Here is an 18,505-nt window from a genome sequence, read left to right on the forward strand (position 1 = left end):
GGAGGTAGGGTACGGTGGAGGCAGAGAGAAACTTACTCTCTGAAAACTGGCGCCAGAAGCATCGGATTACCGTTACTCAAAAGGATGATGTCAAGTTGCCAGATTACTGGCATGATTTAGTCAAGCATTGAGCAAACAGATTTCGAGCAAAAGGATGTGTTCCGATGAATATCAATGCGGTTGTAATCAATCCCTTCAAGGCCTGGCTAAGTGAACTGTTGCTCAATCGCGAGCTCTTTAAGGGGCCGAATGGTAGGCCGCTATACAGCTATCAGCTCACCGAGAGTGAATACGCTTCGTTGCGTGATCTGCTTAAGCAGCATCTGCAGGGTTGCGACAATCCGGCCCATATAGTGCATCTAGGTGCCTGTTTTTGCCTATTCGTCAGCGAGCAGTATCGGCGCAACTACAACCGGTCCTGGTCTTGGTCTGGCGCCGAGACAGCATTAGGAGTCCAGCTCAACCCCGCCTACCACGCAACGCTAACCCAAAAAGGCCTCGATTACTGGCAGCGTCCCGTCCGGCGGCGTGATAGTAGGCGCGACTGGCTGGGTACTCTGTTTGCTGAAGGCGGGCTGCCCTGGCCGTTGGTGCAGGATGACAGACACGGCTTTGGCCGAGCGGTTAAGCGCGGAATTAAGCACTTCTTCCGTACCGAGGGAAACCGCCGGACCACCTCGGACTTGATGTCGGATTTCGAGGAGGATCTGCCGCTAGCGTTCCAAACCCTGGAAACACGTCAGCTCCTGGCTGGTATCGTTGACCAATTGATGTACCTGGTTGAAAACTATCCACTTAAGGATCAACAGGATCCAGCTGGCTATTTAGATAATGCGGCTCCCTATTGGTCCGGGGCGTTTCCCATCCCGCTCGACGAAACTAACGCACGCCGCTTGATCAACGACTGGCTGCGTGATGCAGGGCAAAAACGTCAGGAGCGCAAGGAGGCCCTCGAAAGGGCGCGGGATTTTACCTGTGAACATGTACTTCAAGGCGTGCTGCCCGCGTGGGCGATTCGCACCGAACTGATCCTGCCACAGCACATCACATTCACCATCGACCTTACCCAGCTCAGTAGCACGCGGCTGGATGTCGCCTACTACGAAGGCGAGCACATACTGGCCCGAGGGGGCGCCGTTTACGGACAACTAAGCGGCGATAATCTGCAGGTTCGCTTTAGCAATACGCAGATCACTCTGGAGCGCCGCCACATTTCAGAGCCAGTGACGATGCGCCTGCTAGACAATGGGCGGGTGGTCGAGCGCTTCCAATTTGAAGACAGCGCGATTGACTTCCAGTACACGCCGCTGGTCTTCGAGCGCCGCGCGGAGCGTTGGCAGCTGGCGGGGACATCCTCTTGCGGTCTGTCGGGCGACAAGGCGCTGATCCGCTTGCCTTTAGGATTTGAGCTGGACGCAGAGCTGGACTCAGTGACCGATATTGTCCGCGACAGTGAGGCCGGCCATTGGGTCGAAGTGAATGCGGATATTTCGTTGCACTTTAAAGATGACGTCTATCGCATTGAGCTCGATCAGGCGCAGTGTGAGGCGCTGAAACCAGCGCTCATCGGCAACCAGGCTGAGTACGACAGCAATCCCACGACCATTTTCCTCGGCTGGCCCAGTCTCGACCTGCCGAAAGGCTTCATTTATGGCCGCGACGAGTTGGTCGAGTTCGCCAATGGCCAGCAGTTGGACACGCTAAGGCGTTCTGGGTTTTATGGCCTGGTTAGTTACAGCCTGCGTAGCAAGAGCGGGAAAACCCTGCTGCAGCGTCGATTTGCCGTACTTCCCAGGGAGTTCAGCCTGGGATTATCTCCCGGCATTCAGGGGCAACCGGCACGGATCACACTCAAGAGTGCGCAGCCTTTAGATTGCCGAATCGTGAGTGACAGCTTGAAATGCCGATCACTGCCCGATGTGCAAGCAAACGGTTTCTTACTTCAGCACGACAGCCAGAGGCCTCCCGCCAGCTTTGTTCTGGAGCTTGGCACTGAAGGGAATCAACAGGCTATACAGTTGCGTCTGCCGTACCCCTACCAAGGTGCGCGCCTGCTTGATACGAATCTACAGCCTATCAGCAGCCGTGAGCTCGGTCTAAGCGAGCTGCTTGGCCATCGTGTTGCTCTGGCCTCAGGCCAGCCGCAAGGCCAGAGCTTTTTTCTGGTACTGGAGTTGGTGAGCGAATCAGCGCTGCGCCCTCAGCGGGTGTATGAGATCCGGGTCGGCCAGGATCCGGTCCAACTGAGTCTTTACAGCTATCAAAACGACATCTTGCAGATGCTGGGGGCAGTGGACGAACAGGATGCCTTCATCAAACTCCATGTGGAAACCGAGCAACGCCTGCTCAGCCTGAACATCCGGCGCTACAACGGGCGCTTGGTCTGGCAAGGGCAGGATGTCTTTGCCATCTGCGATATCAGCTCGCCCAATGTACTCGACACCGCGCAAGTCGAGGCCATGCTGATGTCCGACCCTAAGCAGACTTCCTTGGTACTGGCGGAAAGGACAAGCCAGGATGTTGGCACGGGCTTGTTTGAGATACCCAACGCCTTGCAGCGCAGTGGCCCCTGGCTGCTTTATCCATCCCAGGACAGCACCATTCAGTTCCGTCCAGCGTTATACGCACCGAATACCCAGGGTATCGAAATGGTGAGCGAGGTCGGCTCGCTGCACCGGGCGACAGAGGTTTTCCATCCCGAGCGCAACCCGGAAGTGATCAATCAGCAGATCGCTGCGATGGCCGAAGACTTCGGTCACAGTGGCTGGCAATACCTGGCCGACCTTAAACAGCATTTCGCGCACCTGCCTCTGTCGTCGTTCGAAAGCTGGAGGGCGCTTTCGCGCCAACCACGTGCCACGGCATTAGCTGTGCTACGCCTGGAAATGGACGTGGCCTTCTGCGACCGGGTACGCGATGAGCTGGCGGTGATCTGGGAGGCAACGCCGTTGCGCCTCTGGGCTGAGGTCTATCAGTACTTCCTGCGCAGCCTCCATGAGTTGGGTTTGCCGGAGGTATTGATCCGCAATCTTGAAGAAAATCGGGCTTCTGTCCTGCGTGCAGTCGTATCCGGTTTTGACCATGTCGACGATTATCTGCATACAGGTAAGTGCGCTTCGCTCACCAAAGTGCCGCCTGAAGCTGCTCTACCCATTTGGTGCGGGCAACTGCGCCAGGTGCATGGTTCGAACAGCCGCTGGCCGACGGAGCTGAGTTCCGAACTTGGATCCTGGATCTCCCGTCAGCAACTGCCGGAACAGCTCAAGACGCTCTCTACGAAGGGTTATGCCAATGCGGTGATCTATCTGCCGATCTTCATGGCTTTTGTGACTGCCGAAAAGGCCCGGCTGAATGACCTGAGCGTGCCATTGCCCTATCTGAAATTCGCCATCCGCATGCTCGCCGACTTTGACAGGCAAAACTGGTTCAATCCGGTTCATGCACTGATGGTGTCTTATCTACTGGCCACGCAGAGCGAGGCATAAGGATTTCCAATGCGTTTCTTCAGGGACTTGATCGAACAGAGCCTCAACCGTACGCGAGAGGCAACACTGGGTGTGCTGGGTATCAACCATGCAGGGCTGCGTCACCACCTTAGCGAGAGTCTGGTGGGTGAGTTGGGGGCTGACGGCTGCTTTCTGGCACCACCAGTGTTTGAACACACCTTTGGCTGGCAGGAGTCCGACAAACGCTTGCAGGATTTATCACCCAACCTGCTCTCTGAGAGTCTGCTGAGTACCCTGCAGAATGCCCACGCCTATCAATTTCCGAGAAACGCGAAGCCATACGCCCACCAGCTTCATGCCTGGCGCATGCTTCTGGCCGACAAGGCCAAATCGGTGGTGATTACTAGCGGCACCGGCTCGGGTAAGACGGAATGCTTCATGGTGCCGATCCTCGAGGATCTCATTCGTGAACGTGAGCGGAGCAAGGCACCTCTGGTTGGTGTGAGGGCACTGTTTCTCTATCCGTTGAATGCGCTGATCAACTCCCAGCAAGAACGCTTGGATGCCTGGACGCGGGCCTATGGTCAAGACATTCGTTTCTGTCTCTATAACGGCAAGACCGAAGAGGCCCAGGGCATCGTGCGTAAAGAGCAGGCACTGAGGCCCAACCAGATTCTGTCCCGTCAACTACTGCGCAAGGAGCCTGCCCCCATCCTGATGACCAACGCCACCATGCTGGAGTACATGCTGGTACGTCAGGTGGACAATCCGATCTTGGAGATTTCCCGACAGCAGCAATCTCTGCGCTGGATTGTCCTCGATGAGGCGCACACTTATATTGGCTCGCAGGCGGCTGAGATGTCGCTGTTGCTGCGGCGTGTGGTTCAGGCATTCGGTAAGCATCCCGAACAGATCCGCTTTGTGGCCACGTCCGCCACCATCGCCGGCGCCGATGCCGAAGAGCGTTTGAAGCAATATTTGGCCAACCTCGCCGGCGTAAGGCTTGAACAGGTCGAGGTCATCAGTGGTTCACGTGAGTGGCCCGATCTGCAATTGCACAAGTCGCAGCACACACTGACCTTGCAAGATATGCAGGCTCTTGAGCCTGATATTGAGGACTCCCTTGTTCGCTTCGAAGCATTGTGTCAGCACCCCGTCGCCCAGGCTCTCCGCCACGCTGTGGTCAGCTCACCCAAGCCGCTGGATCTCAATGACCTGATCCGTTCCGTGAGTGACGAACTGCAGGGCAGCACCCAGCTGGCCCGACAGCAGGAGGTTCTTGATTGGATAGATGTACTCACCGGCACTCGACCCGCCCCATCGGAGCCTCCTTTCTTAAAGCTGCGCGCCCACTTCTTTCAGCGCATGCTGCATGGTCTATGGGCCTGCGTCGATCCGAACTGCAGCGCCAAATCCCAGCATTTGCTGGAGTGGCCATTTGGCAATGTCTACGTCAACCAACGCGCCCACTGTGAATGCCAGGCCCCTGTCTACGAGCTGGGCTTCTGCGATGACTGCAAGACGCCACATTTGATTGCAGAAGATCGAAATGGCGAGTTGCATCAGCTCAGCCCTTATACCGGCGATGAGTTCTCCTTGAGCTATGAACATGGGGAAGAGGATTCTTCTACAGGTAGTGCGATTACCGGCCCCAGCCACAAGGCTCCTGTTCAGCGTATTGTGATTGCTGGATTACCTGCGGCCCATGAACCCTATCAATCTGATCGAATCGATCTGGAAACCCTGAAGATCGGCAGTCTGCTGGGGCAGAGACCTCTTCACATTGTTTTTGCTGAAGAGAAACACGCATGTTGCAGTGAATGTGAGCACGCTTTTCCAGATGGCCGGAGTTTCCTGAGAAAAGCTTATTTGGGGGCGCCATTCTACGTGGCGAATGCGGTTCCAACCGTATTGGAGTTCTGCCCTGATCCCGATAAGGAGGATTGTGATGGTCGTTCCCCTGAGGAGCTACCAGGGCGCGGACGTAAACTGATTACTTTTACTGACAGCCGTCAAGGTACGGCACGCATGGCGGTGCGCATGCAGCAGGAAGCAGAGCGCTCTCGTCTGCGTGGCTTGGTGTTTGAGACGCTACGTAATGCGCAGGCCAAAATTGATAGCCAGCCGCAGGACGTGCCAACCGGTGATTACGATGCACTTATTATGCAGGCGGCCAGCCTGGAGAGGCTCGGTATGGCGGGTATGGCGAGCGATCTTCGCTCCCAAGCCGAAGCCATGCGCTCAGGAAGCCTGGGGCAGGATCGTGTCGCCGAAGTTGACTGGGAGCAGATGGTTCGCGAGCTGGCTACCACAAAAGACATTGAGCAATCCATCCTTGAGTACAACCGTTATGCCAACCCAGCCCTGTTCGATGGTAGTCAGGGCGGTGCAACCATGGCGCGCCTGCTGTTGGCCAGGGAGTTTGCCCGTCGCCCCAAGAGCCAGAACAGCACGGAAACACTGGGATTGGTTCGTGTTAGCTACAAAGGTTTGGAGACGATAAACAGTTGCCCACCGCTCTGGGAGCAGACCGCGGCAATATCAGCGACAGGTGATCCCAGCAGCAAATCTAAGCTGACGCTCAAGGACTGGCAGGGCTTTCTGAAAGTTGCGCTGGATTTTTATGTGCGAGACAACACCTTCGTGCGCTTGAATCGAGATATGCAACTTTGGATGGGTAGCCGATTCACGCCTAAGTCTCTGTTCCCGCCGAAGAGCGATATCGACGAAAGTCATGTCATCAAGAAATGGCCACAAGTCAGAGCTGGCAATCCCCCGAGGCTGGTGAAGCTCCTTGAAATGGCCACAAGTTTGAGCCGAACTCAGAGCATCGATGCCGATAAAATCAACGGCTGGCTCGATGCCGCTTGGTACACACTGGTAAAAGCTACCATTTTGGAGTCTACGGATGCCGGCCATAACCTCAGATTGGAGTCCTTAACGTTTTCGTTACCGGCCACAGGCTGGGTCTGCCCCCTTACGCATCGAATTTTTGATACAACGTTTAGAGGCCTTACACCTTATCTTCCTATCAAGCAGCTCCCTCGAGATTACCGGTGTCAACCAGTCCAGCTAGCTTTGAATCGCCCCTAGTTTCGTAGACACCTCCAAGCCTCATAATGAGGCCCACTAGGAGGTGCCATGAGCAACCAGCGTTACCCCGAAGAATTCAAAATCGAAGCGGTCAAGCAAGTGACCGAGCGTGGCCTTCCTGTAGCCGAAGTGGCAGCGCGGTTAGGTATGTCGGTGCACAGCCTGTATGCCTGGATCAAGCGCTACAGCAAGCCCCAGGAAAAGCGGCAGCAAGAGGGCGATCAGCAGGCCGAACTGCGTCGTCTGCGTGCTGAACTCAAGCGAGTGACCGAAGAGCGAGACATCCTAAAAAGGCCGCCGCGTACTTTGCCAAGGAGTCCGGCTGAAGTACGCCTTCATCAGCAAGCTGTCGGTGGAGTATCCGGTTCGGCGTCTCTGCCAAACCCTCAAAGTGCATCCCAGCGGTTACTACGCTTGGCTATCCGAGCCTAAGTCCGTACGCGCCAAGGAAGATCAGCGCCTGCTCGGGCTGATCAAGCATGCATGGCTGGAAAGTGGTGGTGTCTACGGCTACCGAAAGATCCACGACGACCTGCGTGAGCTGGGTGAGTCTTGTGGTCGTCACCGCGTGGCCCGCCTGATGAGGTTGGAGAAGCTGCGCTCGCAAACTGGCTATCGTCGGCGCCCTGGCTATTACGGCGGCAAGCCGTCAGTAGCCTCGCCCAATCGACTGGAGAGACAGTTCAAGGTCGCAACCCAATAAGGTCTGGGTCACTGACATCACCTACATTCGCACCTATGAAGGCTGGCTGTACTTGGCAGTGGTGCTGGATCTGTTTTCACGCCAGGTGGTCGGCTGGTCGATGAAGCCACGGATGTGCAGCGATCTAGCGATTGATGCCTTACTGATGGCGGTATGGCGGCGCAAACCCAAGCAGGAAGTGATGATCCACTCAGACCAGGGCAGTCAGTTCAGTAGCCTGGACTGGCAAAGTTTCCTCAAGGCCAACAACCTGATTAGTAGCATGAGCCGACGCGGTAACTGTCACGACAACGCCGTGGCAGAAAGCTTTTTCCAACTACTGAAGCGCGAACGTATCAGACGAAAAACCTACAGCACCCGCGAAGAAGCACGCGCTGATGTGTTCGATTACATCGAGATGTTCTATAACCCTAAACGCCGGCACAGCAGCGCTATGCAGCTATCGCCAGTGGAGTTTGAGAAGCGATATTTCCAGAGCTTGGAAAGTGTCTAGGAAAGCCGGGGCGATTCATTCCGAGGCCTTGGTATTGGCTCATTCATGTTTGATATAATCATCAGATGGGCAAAGAAGCTTGATCCGTCGACTAAGGTTGTCCCGATCAAAGTGGCTGCTATTGATGCAACCGAAGAGAACCGCGAAAGGAGGAATAAATTCTATGCGAATTTTGGAATATCCTTTGGCGTACCCCTGAACAAAGGGATCATTGATGGCCGATCAATGCCAATGACTGTTGATGACTTGATTAGCCATGAAGCTTGGTCAACGAAAATGGAACGACTCGACATTCTGAGTGCCTTGCGAACTTATGAGGATGACTTCCAGCGGGTGCTCAAGGTCACTACATGCAATGTAATCCATATCGATAATCTCAAAGCTGAAATTTCTCACCTACGGCAAAAAAACTCAAAGAAAACGTGGGGTATAATCACTCTTATTACTGCACTGGTGCTGGCGGCCTGGCTGTCGTGGTTTTGATTCAAAACTTTCACTGTCTGACCCAGGTTCGGTCTTTTCATCGGCAGCACCCACAAAGCCCAAGAAGGTCAAACACGACCGGCTACCGCTCGACGACTTTCGCCCAGGTACAACCTTCCAGAACGCTGTAGACCTATATGTGTTCGATAAGAAACTTCGGCTGCTCGTACTGGATGCACTGGAACGCGTTGAAATCGCCCTGCGTTTTGACATCTCCCATGGCCTGGGTAAGCACCACAAGTTCGCCAAATTGGCGTAAGTCGTGGCAGGCCACTAAGCTCCCTACCTCCGAGCCACATCCGAAAAGTAAAACTTGTCGAGCGTATGCCGTGACTGGGTGTACTCGAACTGCCTGCCGTCCTGCAGAAAGGTCTGGTTGCTGACGACGATCACGTGGCTCTGGTCGTCCAGGTCAAGGTGCTTGAGGTCGTCCGCGCCGCGGGGCACGGCTTCGATGGTGCGTTGCGAGTAGCTGATCTGCAGCTGCAGGGTCTTTTCGATGTATTGGTAAATCGAATGCTCGGCGATGGTGCGATCCAGGCCGGGAATCAGGCCGGCGACGAAGTGGTTGATATCCAGGATCACCCGCCGGCCATCGATGCGCCTGACCCGTTTGATGCGGGTGATCAGCGTGCCTTGTTCGGCCTGGATGTGCTCGCAGAGGCTGCCTTCCAGCGGCAGCTGGCTGAGCTCGACCACTTCGGTGCGCACGTTGCCGCCCAGCCTGGGGTAGGTCTCCTGGAAGCTGACGATGCCGCCGAGCTGGAATTCGATGGGCGCGCGCGATAGCACGAAGGTGCCCTTGCCGTGGATCTTCTGCGCGAAGCCCCGTTCCTGCAGTTGCTCGATGGCCTTGCGCACGGTGCCGCGGCTGGTCTGATAGCGCTCCATCAGCTCGGTTTCCGAGGGCAGGCGGGCGCCGCGCTCCAGGCGTTCGCTGGTGATGCTGGCAAGCAGATCGCTGTAGATCTGGCTGTATTTGCTCATGTGCAGGGCTCGATGCCGGGTTGTCGTCAAGCGAGGAACCTTAGGGAGCGCGTGGCGGTTTGTCTATCGTCTGGACATGGGGGCGAGGGCGGCCGGGCATTTGCTGGTTGGCAGGCAGGTTGGCAAACAGGGCCTGACTGGTCTATACGAGTTATTGATTTAACTCGTATGTACGAGTAAGGTCTTTTCAGGTTGCTACCTATGCCGCTCTCCAAAAACAAAATCCTCGAAGGATAAAAAGCGCATGAGTCACGATTATTCAGCCATTGCCCGCGACGTGCTGCAGAGCCTCGGCGGCGTCGACAATGTGGAGCAGGCCGCTCATTGCGTGACGCGCCTGCGCCTGTCCCTCAAGGACCCCAAGCAGGTCGACGCGGCGACCTTGAACCAGATCGATCTGGTCAAGGGCTCGTTCTTCACCGGCGGCCTGTACCAGGTGGTGATCGGCCCCGGCGATGTGGAGAAGGTGTATGCCGCGCTGCGCGAGCAGACCGGCCTGGCGGCCATGACCATCGCCGATCTCAAGCAGCAGAGCGCCGCCAAGATCAACGGCATGCAGCGCCTGGTGCGGATTCTCTCCGACGTGTTCATGCCCATCCTGCCGGCGCTGATCATTGCCGGCCTGCTGATGGGGGTGAACAACCTGATCGGCGCCAAGGGCATGTTCATCGAGGGGGTTACCCTGCTGGAGGCCTATCCGGCGCTGGATGGCGTGTGGAGCCTGATCAACCTGATGGCCAATACCTCGTTCGTGTTCCTGCCGGCACTGGTTGGCTGGTCGGCGGCGAAGCGCTTCGGGGGCAGTGAAATCCTCGGCATCGTGCTCGGCCTGATGCTGGTTCACCCGGACCTGCTCAACGCCTGGAACTACGGCAAGGTGGTCGCCGGCCTGGGCGATCAGGGCATGCCGTACTTCGACATCTTCGGCTGGTTCAAGATCGAGAAGGTCGGTTACCAGGGGCAGATCCTGCCGATCCTGCTGGCCGCCTATGTGATGAGCGTGATCGAGAAATGGCTGCGCGCCCGGGTGCCCAATGCCATCCAGCTGCTGGTGGTGCCGATCACCACCATCGTCATTACCGGCGTTCTGGCGCTGGCCCTGATCGGCCCGGTAACCCGCCACCTAGGCATCCTGATCACCGAGGGCGTGGTCACCCTGTTCGATTTCGCGCCGCTGATTGGCGGGGCGATCTTCGGCGTGTTGTTCGCGCCGCTGGTGATCACCGGCATGCACCACATGTTCCTGGGCGTGGACCTGCAATTGATCTCCACCCACGGTGGCACCTTCATCTGGCCGATGATCGTGATGTCCAACCTGGCCCAGGGCAGCGCCGCGCTCGGGGTGTTCTACATGACCCGTAACGTGCGGGACAAGAGCATGGCGTCCACCTCGGCGATTTCCGCGTACTTCGGCATCACCGAGCCGGCGATGTTCGGCATCAACCTGCGCTACAAATTCCCGTTCTACGCCGCCCTGATCGGCTCTGCCATGGGCTGCATCTTCCTGTCGCTGAACAAGGTGCAATCTTCGGCCATCGGCGTCGGCGGGCTGCCCGGTTTCATTTCCATCATGCCGCAGTACATCCCGGTGTTCATCGTGGGCATGGTCATCGCCATCGCGGTGCCGTTCCTGCTCACCTGCGCGCTCAGCGTCAAGATCGTCCGCCCGGGCTACCGGGTGGCCTGAACCATCGCTTGGCGAGCCGCAGCGCGATGGCGTGCCGCTCGTTGTTCTAAAACAGATGAAGGAATAGCGCCATGCAAGACTGGCAGCATTCGGTGATCTACCAGATCTACCCTAAGAGCTTTTACAGCCAAGCCGGCAACCCCACCGGCGACCTGCTCGGTGTGGTGGCCAAGCTCGATTACCTGCAATGGCTGGGTGTCGATTACCTGTGGCTCACGCCGTTCTTGCGTTCGCCACAGCGGGACAACGGCTACGACATCAGCGATTACTACGCCATCGACCCCAGCTACGGGACCATGGCCGACTGCGAGCTGCTGATCGCCGAGGCGGGCAAGCGCGGCATCAAGTTGATGCTCGATATCGTGGTCAACCACACCTCCATCGAGCACGTCTGGTTTCAGCAGGCGCGCAGCAGCCTCGACAGCCCGTACCGCGATTTCTACATCTGGCGCGACCAGCCGAACAACTGGGAGTCGAAATTCGGCGGCTCGGCGTGGGAGTACGAAGCGCAGACCGGGCAGTACTACCTGCACCTGTTCGACCACACCCAGGCCGACCTCAACTGGGACAACCCCAAGGTGCGCGAGGAAGTCTTCAAGATGATGCGCTTCTGGCGCGACAAGGGCGTGGGCGGCTTCCGCCTGGACGTGATCAACCTGATTTCCAAGCCGGCCGACTTTCCCGAGGACGCCAGCGACGGGCGCCGCTTCTATACCGACGGGCCGAACGTGCATGAGTACCTGCAGGAAATGCACCGCGAGGTGTTCGAGGGCCACGAGCTGATCAACGTCGGCGAGATGTCTTCGACCTCGCTCGAACACTGCATCCGCTATTCGCGCCCCGACTCGAAAGAGTTGTCGATGACCTTCAATTTCCATCACCTGAAGGTGGACTACCCCAATCTGCAGAAGTGGGTGCAGGCCGATTTCGACTTCCTGGCGCTCAAGCGCATCCTCTCCGACTGGCAAACCGGCATGCAGGCGGGCGGCGGCTGGAACGCCTTGTTCTGGTGTAACCATGATCAACCGCGGGTGGTGTCGCGTTTCGGCGATGACGGTGAATACCGTGTGCAGTCGGCAAAGATGCTCGCCACCGCGCTGCACTTTTTACAGGGCACCCCGTTCATCTACCAAGGCGAGGAGCTGGGCATGACCAACCCGGGTTTCGACAGCATCGAGCAGTACCGGGATGTCGAGAGCCTGAACATCTACCGCCTCAAACGCAACGCTGGCGAAAGCCCTGCAGCGATCATGGCCACCATCATGCAGAAGTCCCGCGACAACGGGCGCACGCCGATGCAGTGGAATGGCGAGGCGAACGCCGGGTTCAGCACCGCCGAACCCTGGATAGGCGTGGCGCGCAATGCCGCGCAGATAAACGTCGCCAACCAGTTCGACGATCCCACGTCGGTGCTGCACTACTACCGCCAGCTGGTTGGCTTGCGCCGCCAGGAGCCGTTGATCCAGCAGGGCGTCTATCGTCAATTACTGCCGGAGCACGAGCAGGTGTGGATCTACCTGCGCGAAAGTGAAAGCGCCCATGAGCGACTGCTGGTGGTGAACAACTTCTATGGCACGGCGTGCGAAGTCGAGCTGCCTGAGCGGGTGATCGATACCGTCAGCCGACAGCGGGTGGTGATCAGCAATTACCCGGGCTGCGAACAACGGGGGCGCCAGCTGTACCTGAGGCCTTATGAGTCCTTCGTGTTGCACCTTGCAGACAGCTGATTGAGGGCGGTGCCGCGCATGCCCGACTCGCCGCGCGGCGCTCGGCCCCGAGCAACCCAGTTACGCCATGCATTCCAAGAACAAAACCGCAGGTGAAGCCATGACCGTACCTCAACCCTTGCAATTGCTGGCACCGCTCTCCGGGGTGCTGGTGCCCCTTGATCATGTGCCTGACCCGGTGTTCGCCAATCGGGTGATCGGTGACGGCCTGTGCATCGACCCGACGTCGCAGACCCTGTGTGCGCCCCTGGCGGGCGTGGTCAGCGATCTGCAAGCCAGTGGCCACGCCATCACCATTACCCATGAGGGCGGCGCGCAGATCCTGCTGCATATCGGCCTGGACACCGTGAACCTGGCCGGCAAGGGCTTCACCGCCCTGGTCGAAAAAGGCCAGCGCGTCGAGGCCGGCCAGGCGTTGATCGAGTTCGATGCCGACCATATCGCCGTGCATGCGCGCAGCCTGATGACGCTGATGCTGGTGGTCAGCGCCGAGCCGTTCAGCATGCTTACCGGTGACAGCGCCAGGGTAGTCGGTGGCCAGCCGTTGCTGGAGCTTGGCCACGTCGGGCTGGCGGCCAATGCGCCGGTGAATGAAGGGGAGGCGCTGGTCTCGCAGCCGATCAGCCTGCCCAATGCCAATGGGCTGCATGCCCGGCCGGCAGCGGTGTTCGCCCAGGCCGCCAAGGGCTTCAAGGCGGATATCCGCCTGCACCGGCAGCAGGACAGCGCCAACGGCAAATCCCTGGTGGCGATCATGGCCATGCAGCCGGCCCTTGGCGACATGCTGACGATCAGCGCCACCGGCGAGGATGCCGCCGCGGCCATCGAGACGCTTGCCGAGTTGCTGGCCGATGGCTGCGGGGAGGCCGTGGCACCGGTCGTGGTCAGCGCGCCGGCCATCGAAGCGGCGCCGGCAGCGAAGAGCCCGGCGCTGTCGTTGCAGGGTGTGTGTGCTTCGGCAGGCTCTGCCCTGGGGCAGGTGGTTCAGGTGGTCGAGCACAAGCTGGAGATTGCCGAGGCCGCCGGCGACCCTCGCGCCGAGCTGCAAACCTTGGATCGTGCGCTGGCAGGGGCGTTGGCTGCCCTGCAGAAGCTGCGCGATGCGGCGGCCAGCGACGCCCAGGAGGAGATCTTCAAGGCCCATCAGGAACTGCTGGAAGACCCGAGCCTGCTGGAGCAGGCCCGGCTGCTGATCAACCAGGGCAAAAGCGCCGCCTTCGCCTGGAACTCGGTGACCGAAGCGACCGCCGAGCTGTTCAAGGCCAGCGGCAACCGGTTTCTGGCCGAACGTGCGCTGGACCTCGCCGATGTCGGGCAGCGGGTGCTCAAGCTGATGCTGGATGTGCAAGACAGCGCCTGGGAGCTGCCTGACCAGGCCATTCTGGTGGCCGAGCAACTGACCCCGTCGCAGACCGCGGCACTGGATACCAGCAAGGTGGTGGGCTTTGCCACGGTTGGCGGCGGGGCCACCAGTCACGTCGCGATCCTGGCCCGTGCGCTGGGGCTGCCGGCGGTCTGCGGGCTGCCGGCCGAGGTGCTTGCCCTGGCCGACGGCACCCGGGTACTGCTCGATGCCGACAAGGGCGAACTGCACCTCGATCCCGATCCTGTTTCCATCGAGCAATTGCAGGCCGAGCGCGAGCAACGAGCCCTGCGCCAGCAGCGCGACCTTGAGCAGGCCTCGCTGACCGCCACCACCCGCGATGGCCATCGCTTCGAGGTCACCGCCAATATCGCCTCGCTGGCGGAGGCCGAGCAGGCCATGGAGCTGGGCGGTGAGGGCGTAGGGCTGCTGCGTTCGGAGTTTCTCTACCTGGAGCGCAGCAACGCGCCCAGCCAGGACGAGCAGGCGGCCACCTATAGCGCCATTGCGCGCGCCCTGGGCCCGGAGCGCAACCTGGTGGTGCGCACCCTCGACGTTGGCGGTGACAAGCCGCTGGCCTATGTGCCGATGGAGGCCGAGGCCAACCCGTTCCTCGGCATGCGCGGCATTCGTCTGTGCCTGGAGCGCCCGCAACTGCTGCGCGAGCAGTTGCGCGCCATTCTGGCGAGCTGCGCACTGGCGCGCCTGCACATCATGTTGCCGATGGTCAGCCAGTTGTCCGAACTGCGCCTGGCCCGGCAGATCCTCGAGGAGGAAGCGGCGAGCATTGGCCTCGAGACGCTGCCCAAGCTCGGCATCATGATCGAGGTGCCGTCCGCGGCATTGATGGCCGATGCGTTCGCCCCGGAAGTCGACTTCTTTTCCATCGGCACCAACGATCTGACCCAATACACCCTGGCGATGGATCGCGACCACCGACGCCTCGCCAGCCAGGCCGACAGTTTCCACCCTGCGGTGCTGCGCCTGATCGCGACCACCGTGAAAGCCGCCCACGCCCATGGCAAGTGGGTCGGCGTCTGCGGCGCCATGGCCTCCGAGCCGCTCGCCGTGCCGCTGTTGCTGGGCCTGGGGGTGGATGAACTGTCGGCCAGCGTGCCGCTGATTCCAGCCATCAAGGCGGCGATTCGCGACGTGCAACTCAGCGATTGCCAAGCCATTGCACGTCAGGCGCTGACCCTGGAAAGCGCCGCGCAGGTTCGTGAAACCCTGCGGTCATGGCGGCCATCGTCGTTACCCCTGTCACCCCTGTTGGAGAGCTGAGCATGTTCGACAAATTGCAAAGTGCCTTCTGGAAGGCCCTGACGCCGGATCTGGTGCCGGACGAGCCCAAGGTGAGCGCGGCGTCTGAAACACTGTTGCCGGTCAACGTCGTCGAGGCCCTGGGTGGCGAGAAGAACCTGACCACGCAACAGCGCGTCGCGATTACCCGCATCCGCGTGCAGTTGCGCGACGCTGAACGCCTCGACATGCCGGCGTTGCAAGCGCCTGGCATGCCTGCGGTGATGGTGCTGGGTAACGGCGTGGTGCATGTGCTGACCCCGGTGGAGGCGCCGCTGGCGGAAACCGGCTGAGGCGTTGCGTGCAGACCGAACAAGCTGGGCGCAGAGCGAGTGCACGCATTTTTCCCGCCAGCGCAATAGCGAAGCCCGATCAGCCATGATCGGGCTTTTTCATGGGTTCACTGGCCAAGCGGTTGCTGCAGTCAGGTGGCGCTGGTTCTTGTCATACTGGGTGTACTGCCCATGTTGGGCTGGGGTTTGGCGACACAAGCCCATGAAAACCAAAACGAGGTACATGGTTGATGGACAGAAAGCCGGCGTGGCCGTTGACCCTTTACTTTGACGGCGAGTGCCCACTCTGTGCCCGGGAGATAAACACCCTGCGCGGGCGTGCCGCACCAGAGCGTCTGCGTTTCGTGGATATCCGCGAAGAAGGTTTCGAGCCCGAGTCCATGGGCCTCACCTTCGCCCGGATGGAATCATTGCTGCACGCCAGGTTTGCCGATGGCAGCTGGGTCACCGGCCTGGAAGCCACGCTGTGGAGCTGGCGCGCGGCTGGCCTGGGCTTCTGGGCTGCACCGCTGTCGTGGCGCTGGGCCAGGCCGTTGCTGAACGGGGCCTACCGGCTTTTTTGCCGCTGGCGTCCGCACCTGGCCTGGCTGCCTCATCCTGATGGAGCCGCCCGCTGTAACGGGCAGGGCTGTGCGGTTCCCAAGAGCACCCATACTCCCCCTGACCGGCCCTAGACCTTGAACTGATCCATCAATTCCTGCTGATGGTTGGCCAGCGCGTTCAGCGAGCGACTCACCTGGGCGGATTCGTCCGCCTGTTCGGCCAGGGATTCGGTCACGTCGCGAATGCCGGCCACGTTGCGGTTGATTTCCTCGGCCACGGCGCTTTGTTCTTCGGCGGCGCTGGCGATTTGCAGGTTCATGCTGGTGATCACCGATACCGCGTCGCCGATACGCTTGAGCGCGCTGACGGCGAGGGCGACGTGGCTGACGTTGTCCTGGGCCTGGAGGTGGCCGTCGTGCATGGATTCCACGACATCGCGGGTGCCTTGCTGCAGGCGCTCGATGACCTGGCGGATCTCTTCGATCGACACCTGGGTGCGGGTGGCCAGGCTTCTGACTTCATCGGCGACGACGGCGAAGCCACGCCCGGCCTCACCGGCGCGTGCGGCTTCGATGGCGGCGTTGAGGGCCAGCAGGTTGGTTTGTTCGGCGATGCTGCGGATGGCTTCGAGCACCGAGCCGATCTGTTCACTGCTGGCAGCCAGCTCTTCGACGTCGCGCATGGCGGTGCCCAGATCATTGGCCAGGCGGTCGATGCGTTGGGTGGTCTGGTCGACGACCTGGAGGCCTTCGCGGGTGGCCTGGTCCGCGGAGCGGGCGGCGGCGGCCGCTTCGGAGGCGTTTTGCGCCACGGCCTGGGCGGTCGCGCTCATCTCGTTGGAGGCGGTTGCCACCTGTTCGACTTCGCTGAGCTGCGCCTGCATGCCCTGGCTGGTGCGCGTGGCGATGCCGGCTGACTGGTCGGCGGTGTGGCGGGCGGACTGCACCGACTCCTTCACCTTCGCCACGATCGGTTGCAGCTTGTCGAGGAAGTGGTTGAAGCCGTTGGCCAGGCGGCCGAGTTCGTCCTCGCGCGGGTAGTTCAGGCGGCGCGTCAGGTCGCCTTCGCCGCTGGCGATGTCGTCGAGCATATCGGCGACGGCGAGGATCGGGCGGGTGACGCGGCGCGCCATGATGTTCATCAGCACCAGGCCCAGCACGATGGCGCCCAGGCCCACCAGCCAGGAGATCAGGCTGTCCTGGGCGCGCTGCGACTCGAGGGTGTCGGCGAGTGAGAGGGCGCGGGTGAGGACGACCGACTTCGGCGCCTGGATGAGAATGCCCCACGCCTTGGCGCCCGGGATGGGCTGCACCGGCTCCAGTACACCGAGCGATTGCTCGCTCGACACCACGGACGGCTGGCCGGTCTGCAGCGCCTGGCGCAGCGTTGCCGCTTGAGTCGGGTAGGCGTTGTCCACGGGTTTGCCCAGCAGGGTGGCGTCACGCGTGTAGGCTGCCAGCAGGCCGGCGGGGCTGATGATGCTGATGTCGCCCTGGCCGTCATACAGGCCGCGGTTGGCGGAGTCGGCCGTGGCTTGCAGGGCGGCGAGGCTGATGTCGATACCAAGCACGCCGATTACCTTGCCGCCGTCGCGCAATGGCAAGGCCACGCTGGTCATCAGCACGGGCTGGTCATTCACCAGGTCGACGTAAGGGTCGAGCAGGCAGGCGGAACCGGTCTGCAACGGGCAGCTGTACCAGGTGTTGTACGCTGCGCCGCTGGGGCCGGGCGTGGTGTCGGCGAGCTCTTGCTCGGTCATCACCTCGGATTCGAACGCGCCTGGCTGGCTCTGGGACCAGTAGAGCGCGTAGCGGCCTGCCTCGTTGCTGCTCGCGCCCTGGTTATCGACGAACTGCGCATCCTGGCCATCCAGCCGGTTGGGCTCGAAGGCGATATAGATGCCGAGCGACTCGGGGCGGGCTTTCAGCGCGTCGGCGAGCACAGCCGTCAGGTCGCCACGAAGCTGTTCCGCGCTCAGGATGTCTTTGCCGTGCTGCTTACGCAGCATGTCGACCTGCTTGGCGAGGCCGGTGCCGTACAGATAAACCTCGAGGAATTCGCCGCGAATGCCCTGTGCCTGCGCTTGTGCGCGGGCCTGGAGGCGCAACTGCGCCGAATCGCCGAGCATGTGGAAGCTGGTGTCCTTGACGACCGCACTACTGCGTGCGGCATAGAACTGCGAGACGAGCACCAGCAGGGACACCACGAGCAACAGGCACAGGCCGGCAAGGGCGGTCAGCTTGAACTGGATGGAGAGCCGATTGAACATGAATACAACCATGTGGAGGGAGACGCGCACGTTATCGGCCGGTGCACGTGTGGCTTCAGCGCTTCACGCTGCCATCTGTCGCCCTGTGGAAGGGGGCCGCTTCGGTGGGCTTGCCCGGA

Annotated in this window: 11 protein-coding genes and 2 pseudogenes; 10 read left to right on the forward strand and 3 right to left on the reverse strand. The window is 60.2% G+C overall.

What is annotated here, in order from left to right; translation table 11 throughout:
• Positions 1 to 164: 164 nt before the first annotated feature.
• The 5 genes and pseudogenes from ACZ0AV_RS22660 (at position 165) to ACZ0AV_RS22680 (ending at position 8,477) form a co-directional block, all read left to right on the forward strand.
• A complete protein-coding gene (locus tag ACZ0AV_RS22660) occupies positions 165 to 3,485 on the forward strand; it encodes an STY4851/ECs_5259 family protein (protein ID WP_499153096.1) in 3,321 nt (1,106 codons plus the stop codon).
• A 9-nt stretch (positions 3,486 to 3,494) separates the two neighbouring features.
• Positions 3,495 to 6,539 (forward strand): DEAD/DEAH box helicase, encoded by a 3,045-nt coding sequence (locus ACZ0AV_RS22665; RefSeq protein ID WP_499153097.1) that lies wholly within the window; start codon positions 3,495 to 3,497, stop codon positions 6,537 to 6,539.
• 48 nt (positions 6,540 to 6,587) lie between these two features.
• A pseudogene (locus ACZ0AV_RS22670) lies at positions 6,588 to 7,735 on the forward strand (IS3 family transposase).
• Positions 7,736 to 7,780: 45 nt separating this feature from the next.
• Complete coding sequence (locus ACZ0AV_RS22675; protein WP_499153098.1) at positions 7,781 to 8,218, forward strand: hypothetical protein; 438 nt, start codon at positions 7,781 to 7,783, stop codon at positions 8,216 to 8,218.
• Positions 8,219 to 8,231: 13 nt separating this feature from the next.
• Positions 8,232 to 8,477 carry an Abi family protein gene (locus tag ACZ0AV_RS22680; RefSeq protein ID WP_499153432.1) on the forward strand — a complete coding sequence of 82 codons (246 nt, stop codon included), beginning with the start codon at positions 8,232 to 8,234 and terminating at the stop codon, positions 8,475 to 8,477.
• 23 nt (positions 8,478 to 8,500) lie between these two features.
• On the opposite strand, the gene treR is transcribed toward ACZ0AV_RS22680, so the two are convergent.
• A complete protein-coding gene (treR, locus tag ACZ0AV_RS22685) occupies positions 8,501 to 9,205 on the reverse strand; it encodes a trehalose operon repressor (RefSeq protein ID WP_499153099.1) in 705 nt (234 codons plus the stop codon).
• Between the two features lie 244 nt (positions 9,206 to 9,449).
• Here treR and treP point away from each other — a divergent pair, with 244 nt between their 5' ends.
• The 5 genes from treP (at position 9,450) to ACZ0AV_RS22710 (ending at position 16,248) form a co-directional block, all read left to right on the forward strand.
• Complete coding sequence (treP, locus tag ACZ0AV_RS22690; protein ID WP_499153100.1) at positions 9,450 to 10,892, forward strand: PTS system trehalose-specific EIIBC component; 1,443 nt, start codon at positions 9,450 to 9,452, stop codon at positions 10,890 to 10,892.
• Positions 10,893 to 10,963: 71 nt separating this feature from the next.
• Positions 10,964 to 12,619, forward strand: a complete 1,656-nt coding sequence (treC, locus tag ACZ0AV_RS22695) for an alpha,alpha-phosphotrehalase (protein ID WP_499153101.1) — start codon at positions 10,964 to 10,966, stop codon at positions 12,617 to 12,619.
• Positions 12,620 to 12,719: 100 nt separating this feature from the next.
• Positions 12,720 to 15,263 carry a phosphoenolpyruvate--protein phosphotransferase gene (ptsP, locus tag ACZ0AV_RS22700; protein WP_499153102.1) on the forward strand — a complete coding sequence of 848 codons (2,544 nt, stop codon included), beginning with the start codon at positions 12,720 to 12,722 and terminating at the stop codon, positions 15,261 to 15,263.
• A 2-nt stretch (positions 15,264 to 15,265) separates the two neighbouring features.
• The gene (locus tag ACZ0AV_RS22705; RefSeq protein WP_499153103.1) at positions 15,266 to 15,574 is read left to right on the forward strand and encodes a PTS transporter subunit EIIB; all 309 of its coding nucleotides are present in this window, start codon (positions 15,266 to 15,268) and stop codon (positions 15,572 to 15,574) included.
• A 230-nt stretch (positions 15,575 to 15,804) separates the two neighbouring features.
• Positions 15,805 to 16,248, forward strand: coding sequence for a thiol-disulfide oxidoreductase DCC family protein (locus tag ACZ0AV_RS22710; RefSeq protein WP_499153104.1), 444 nt, complete (start codon positions 15,805 to 15,807; stop codon positions 16,246 to 16,248).
• Here the strand turns inward: ACZ0AV_RS22710 and ACZ0AV_RS22715 are convergent.
• Together ACZ0AV_RS22715 and ACZ0AV_RS22720 are read right to left on the reverse strand one after the other, a co-directional pair.
• Positions 16,245 to 17,000 carry a methyl-accepting chemotaxis protein gene (locus ACZ0AV_RS22715; protein WP_499153433.1) on the reverse strand — a complete coding sequence of 252 codons (756 nt, stop codon included), beginning with the start codon at positions 16,998 to 17,000 and terminating at the stop codon, positions 16,245 to 16,247. The genes ACZ0AV_RS22710 and ACZ0AV_RS22715 overlap by 4 nt on opposite strands.
• A 102-nt stretch (positions 17,001 to 17,102) precedes the next feature.
• Positions 17,103 to 18,398 (reverse strand): annotated as a pseudogene (locus ACZ0AV_RS22720) (methyl-accepting chemotaxis protein); the annotation flags it as partial.
• Between the last annotated feature and the right edge of the window lie 107 nt (positions 18,399 to 18,505).

The organism is Pseudomonas sp. AC532 (assembly GCF_979258965.1).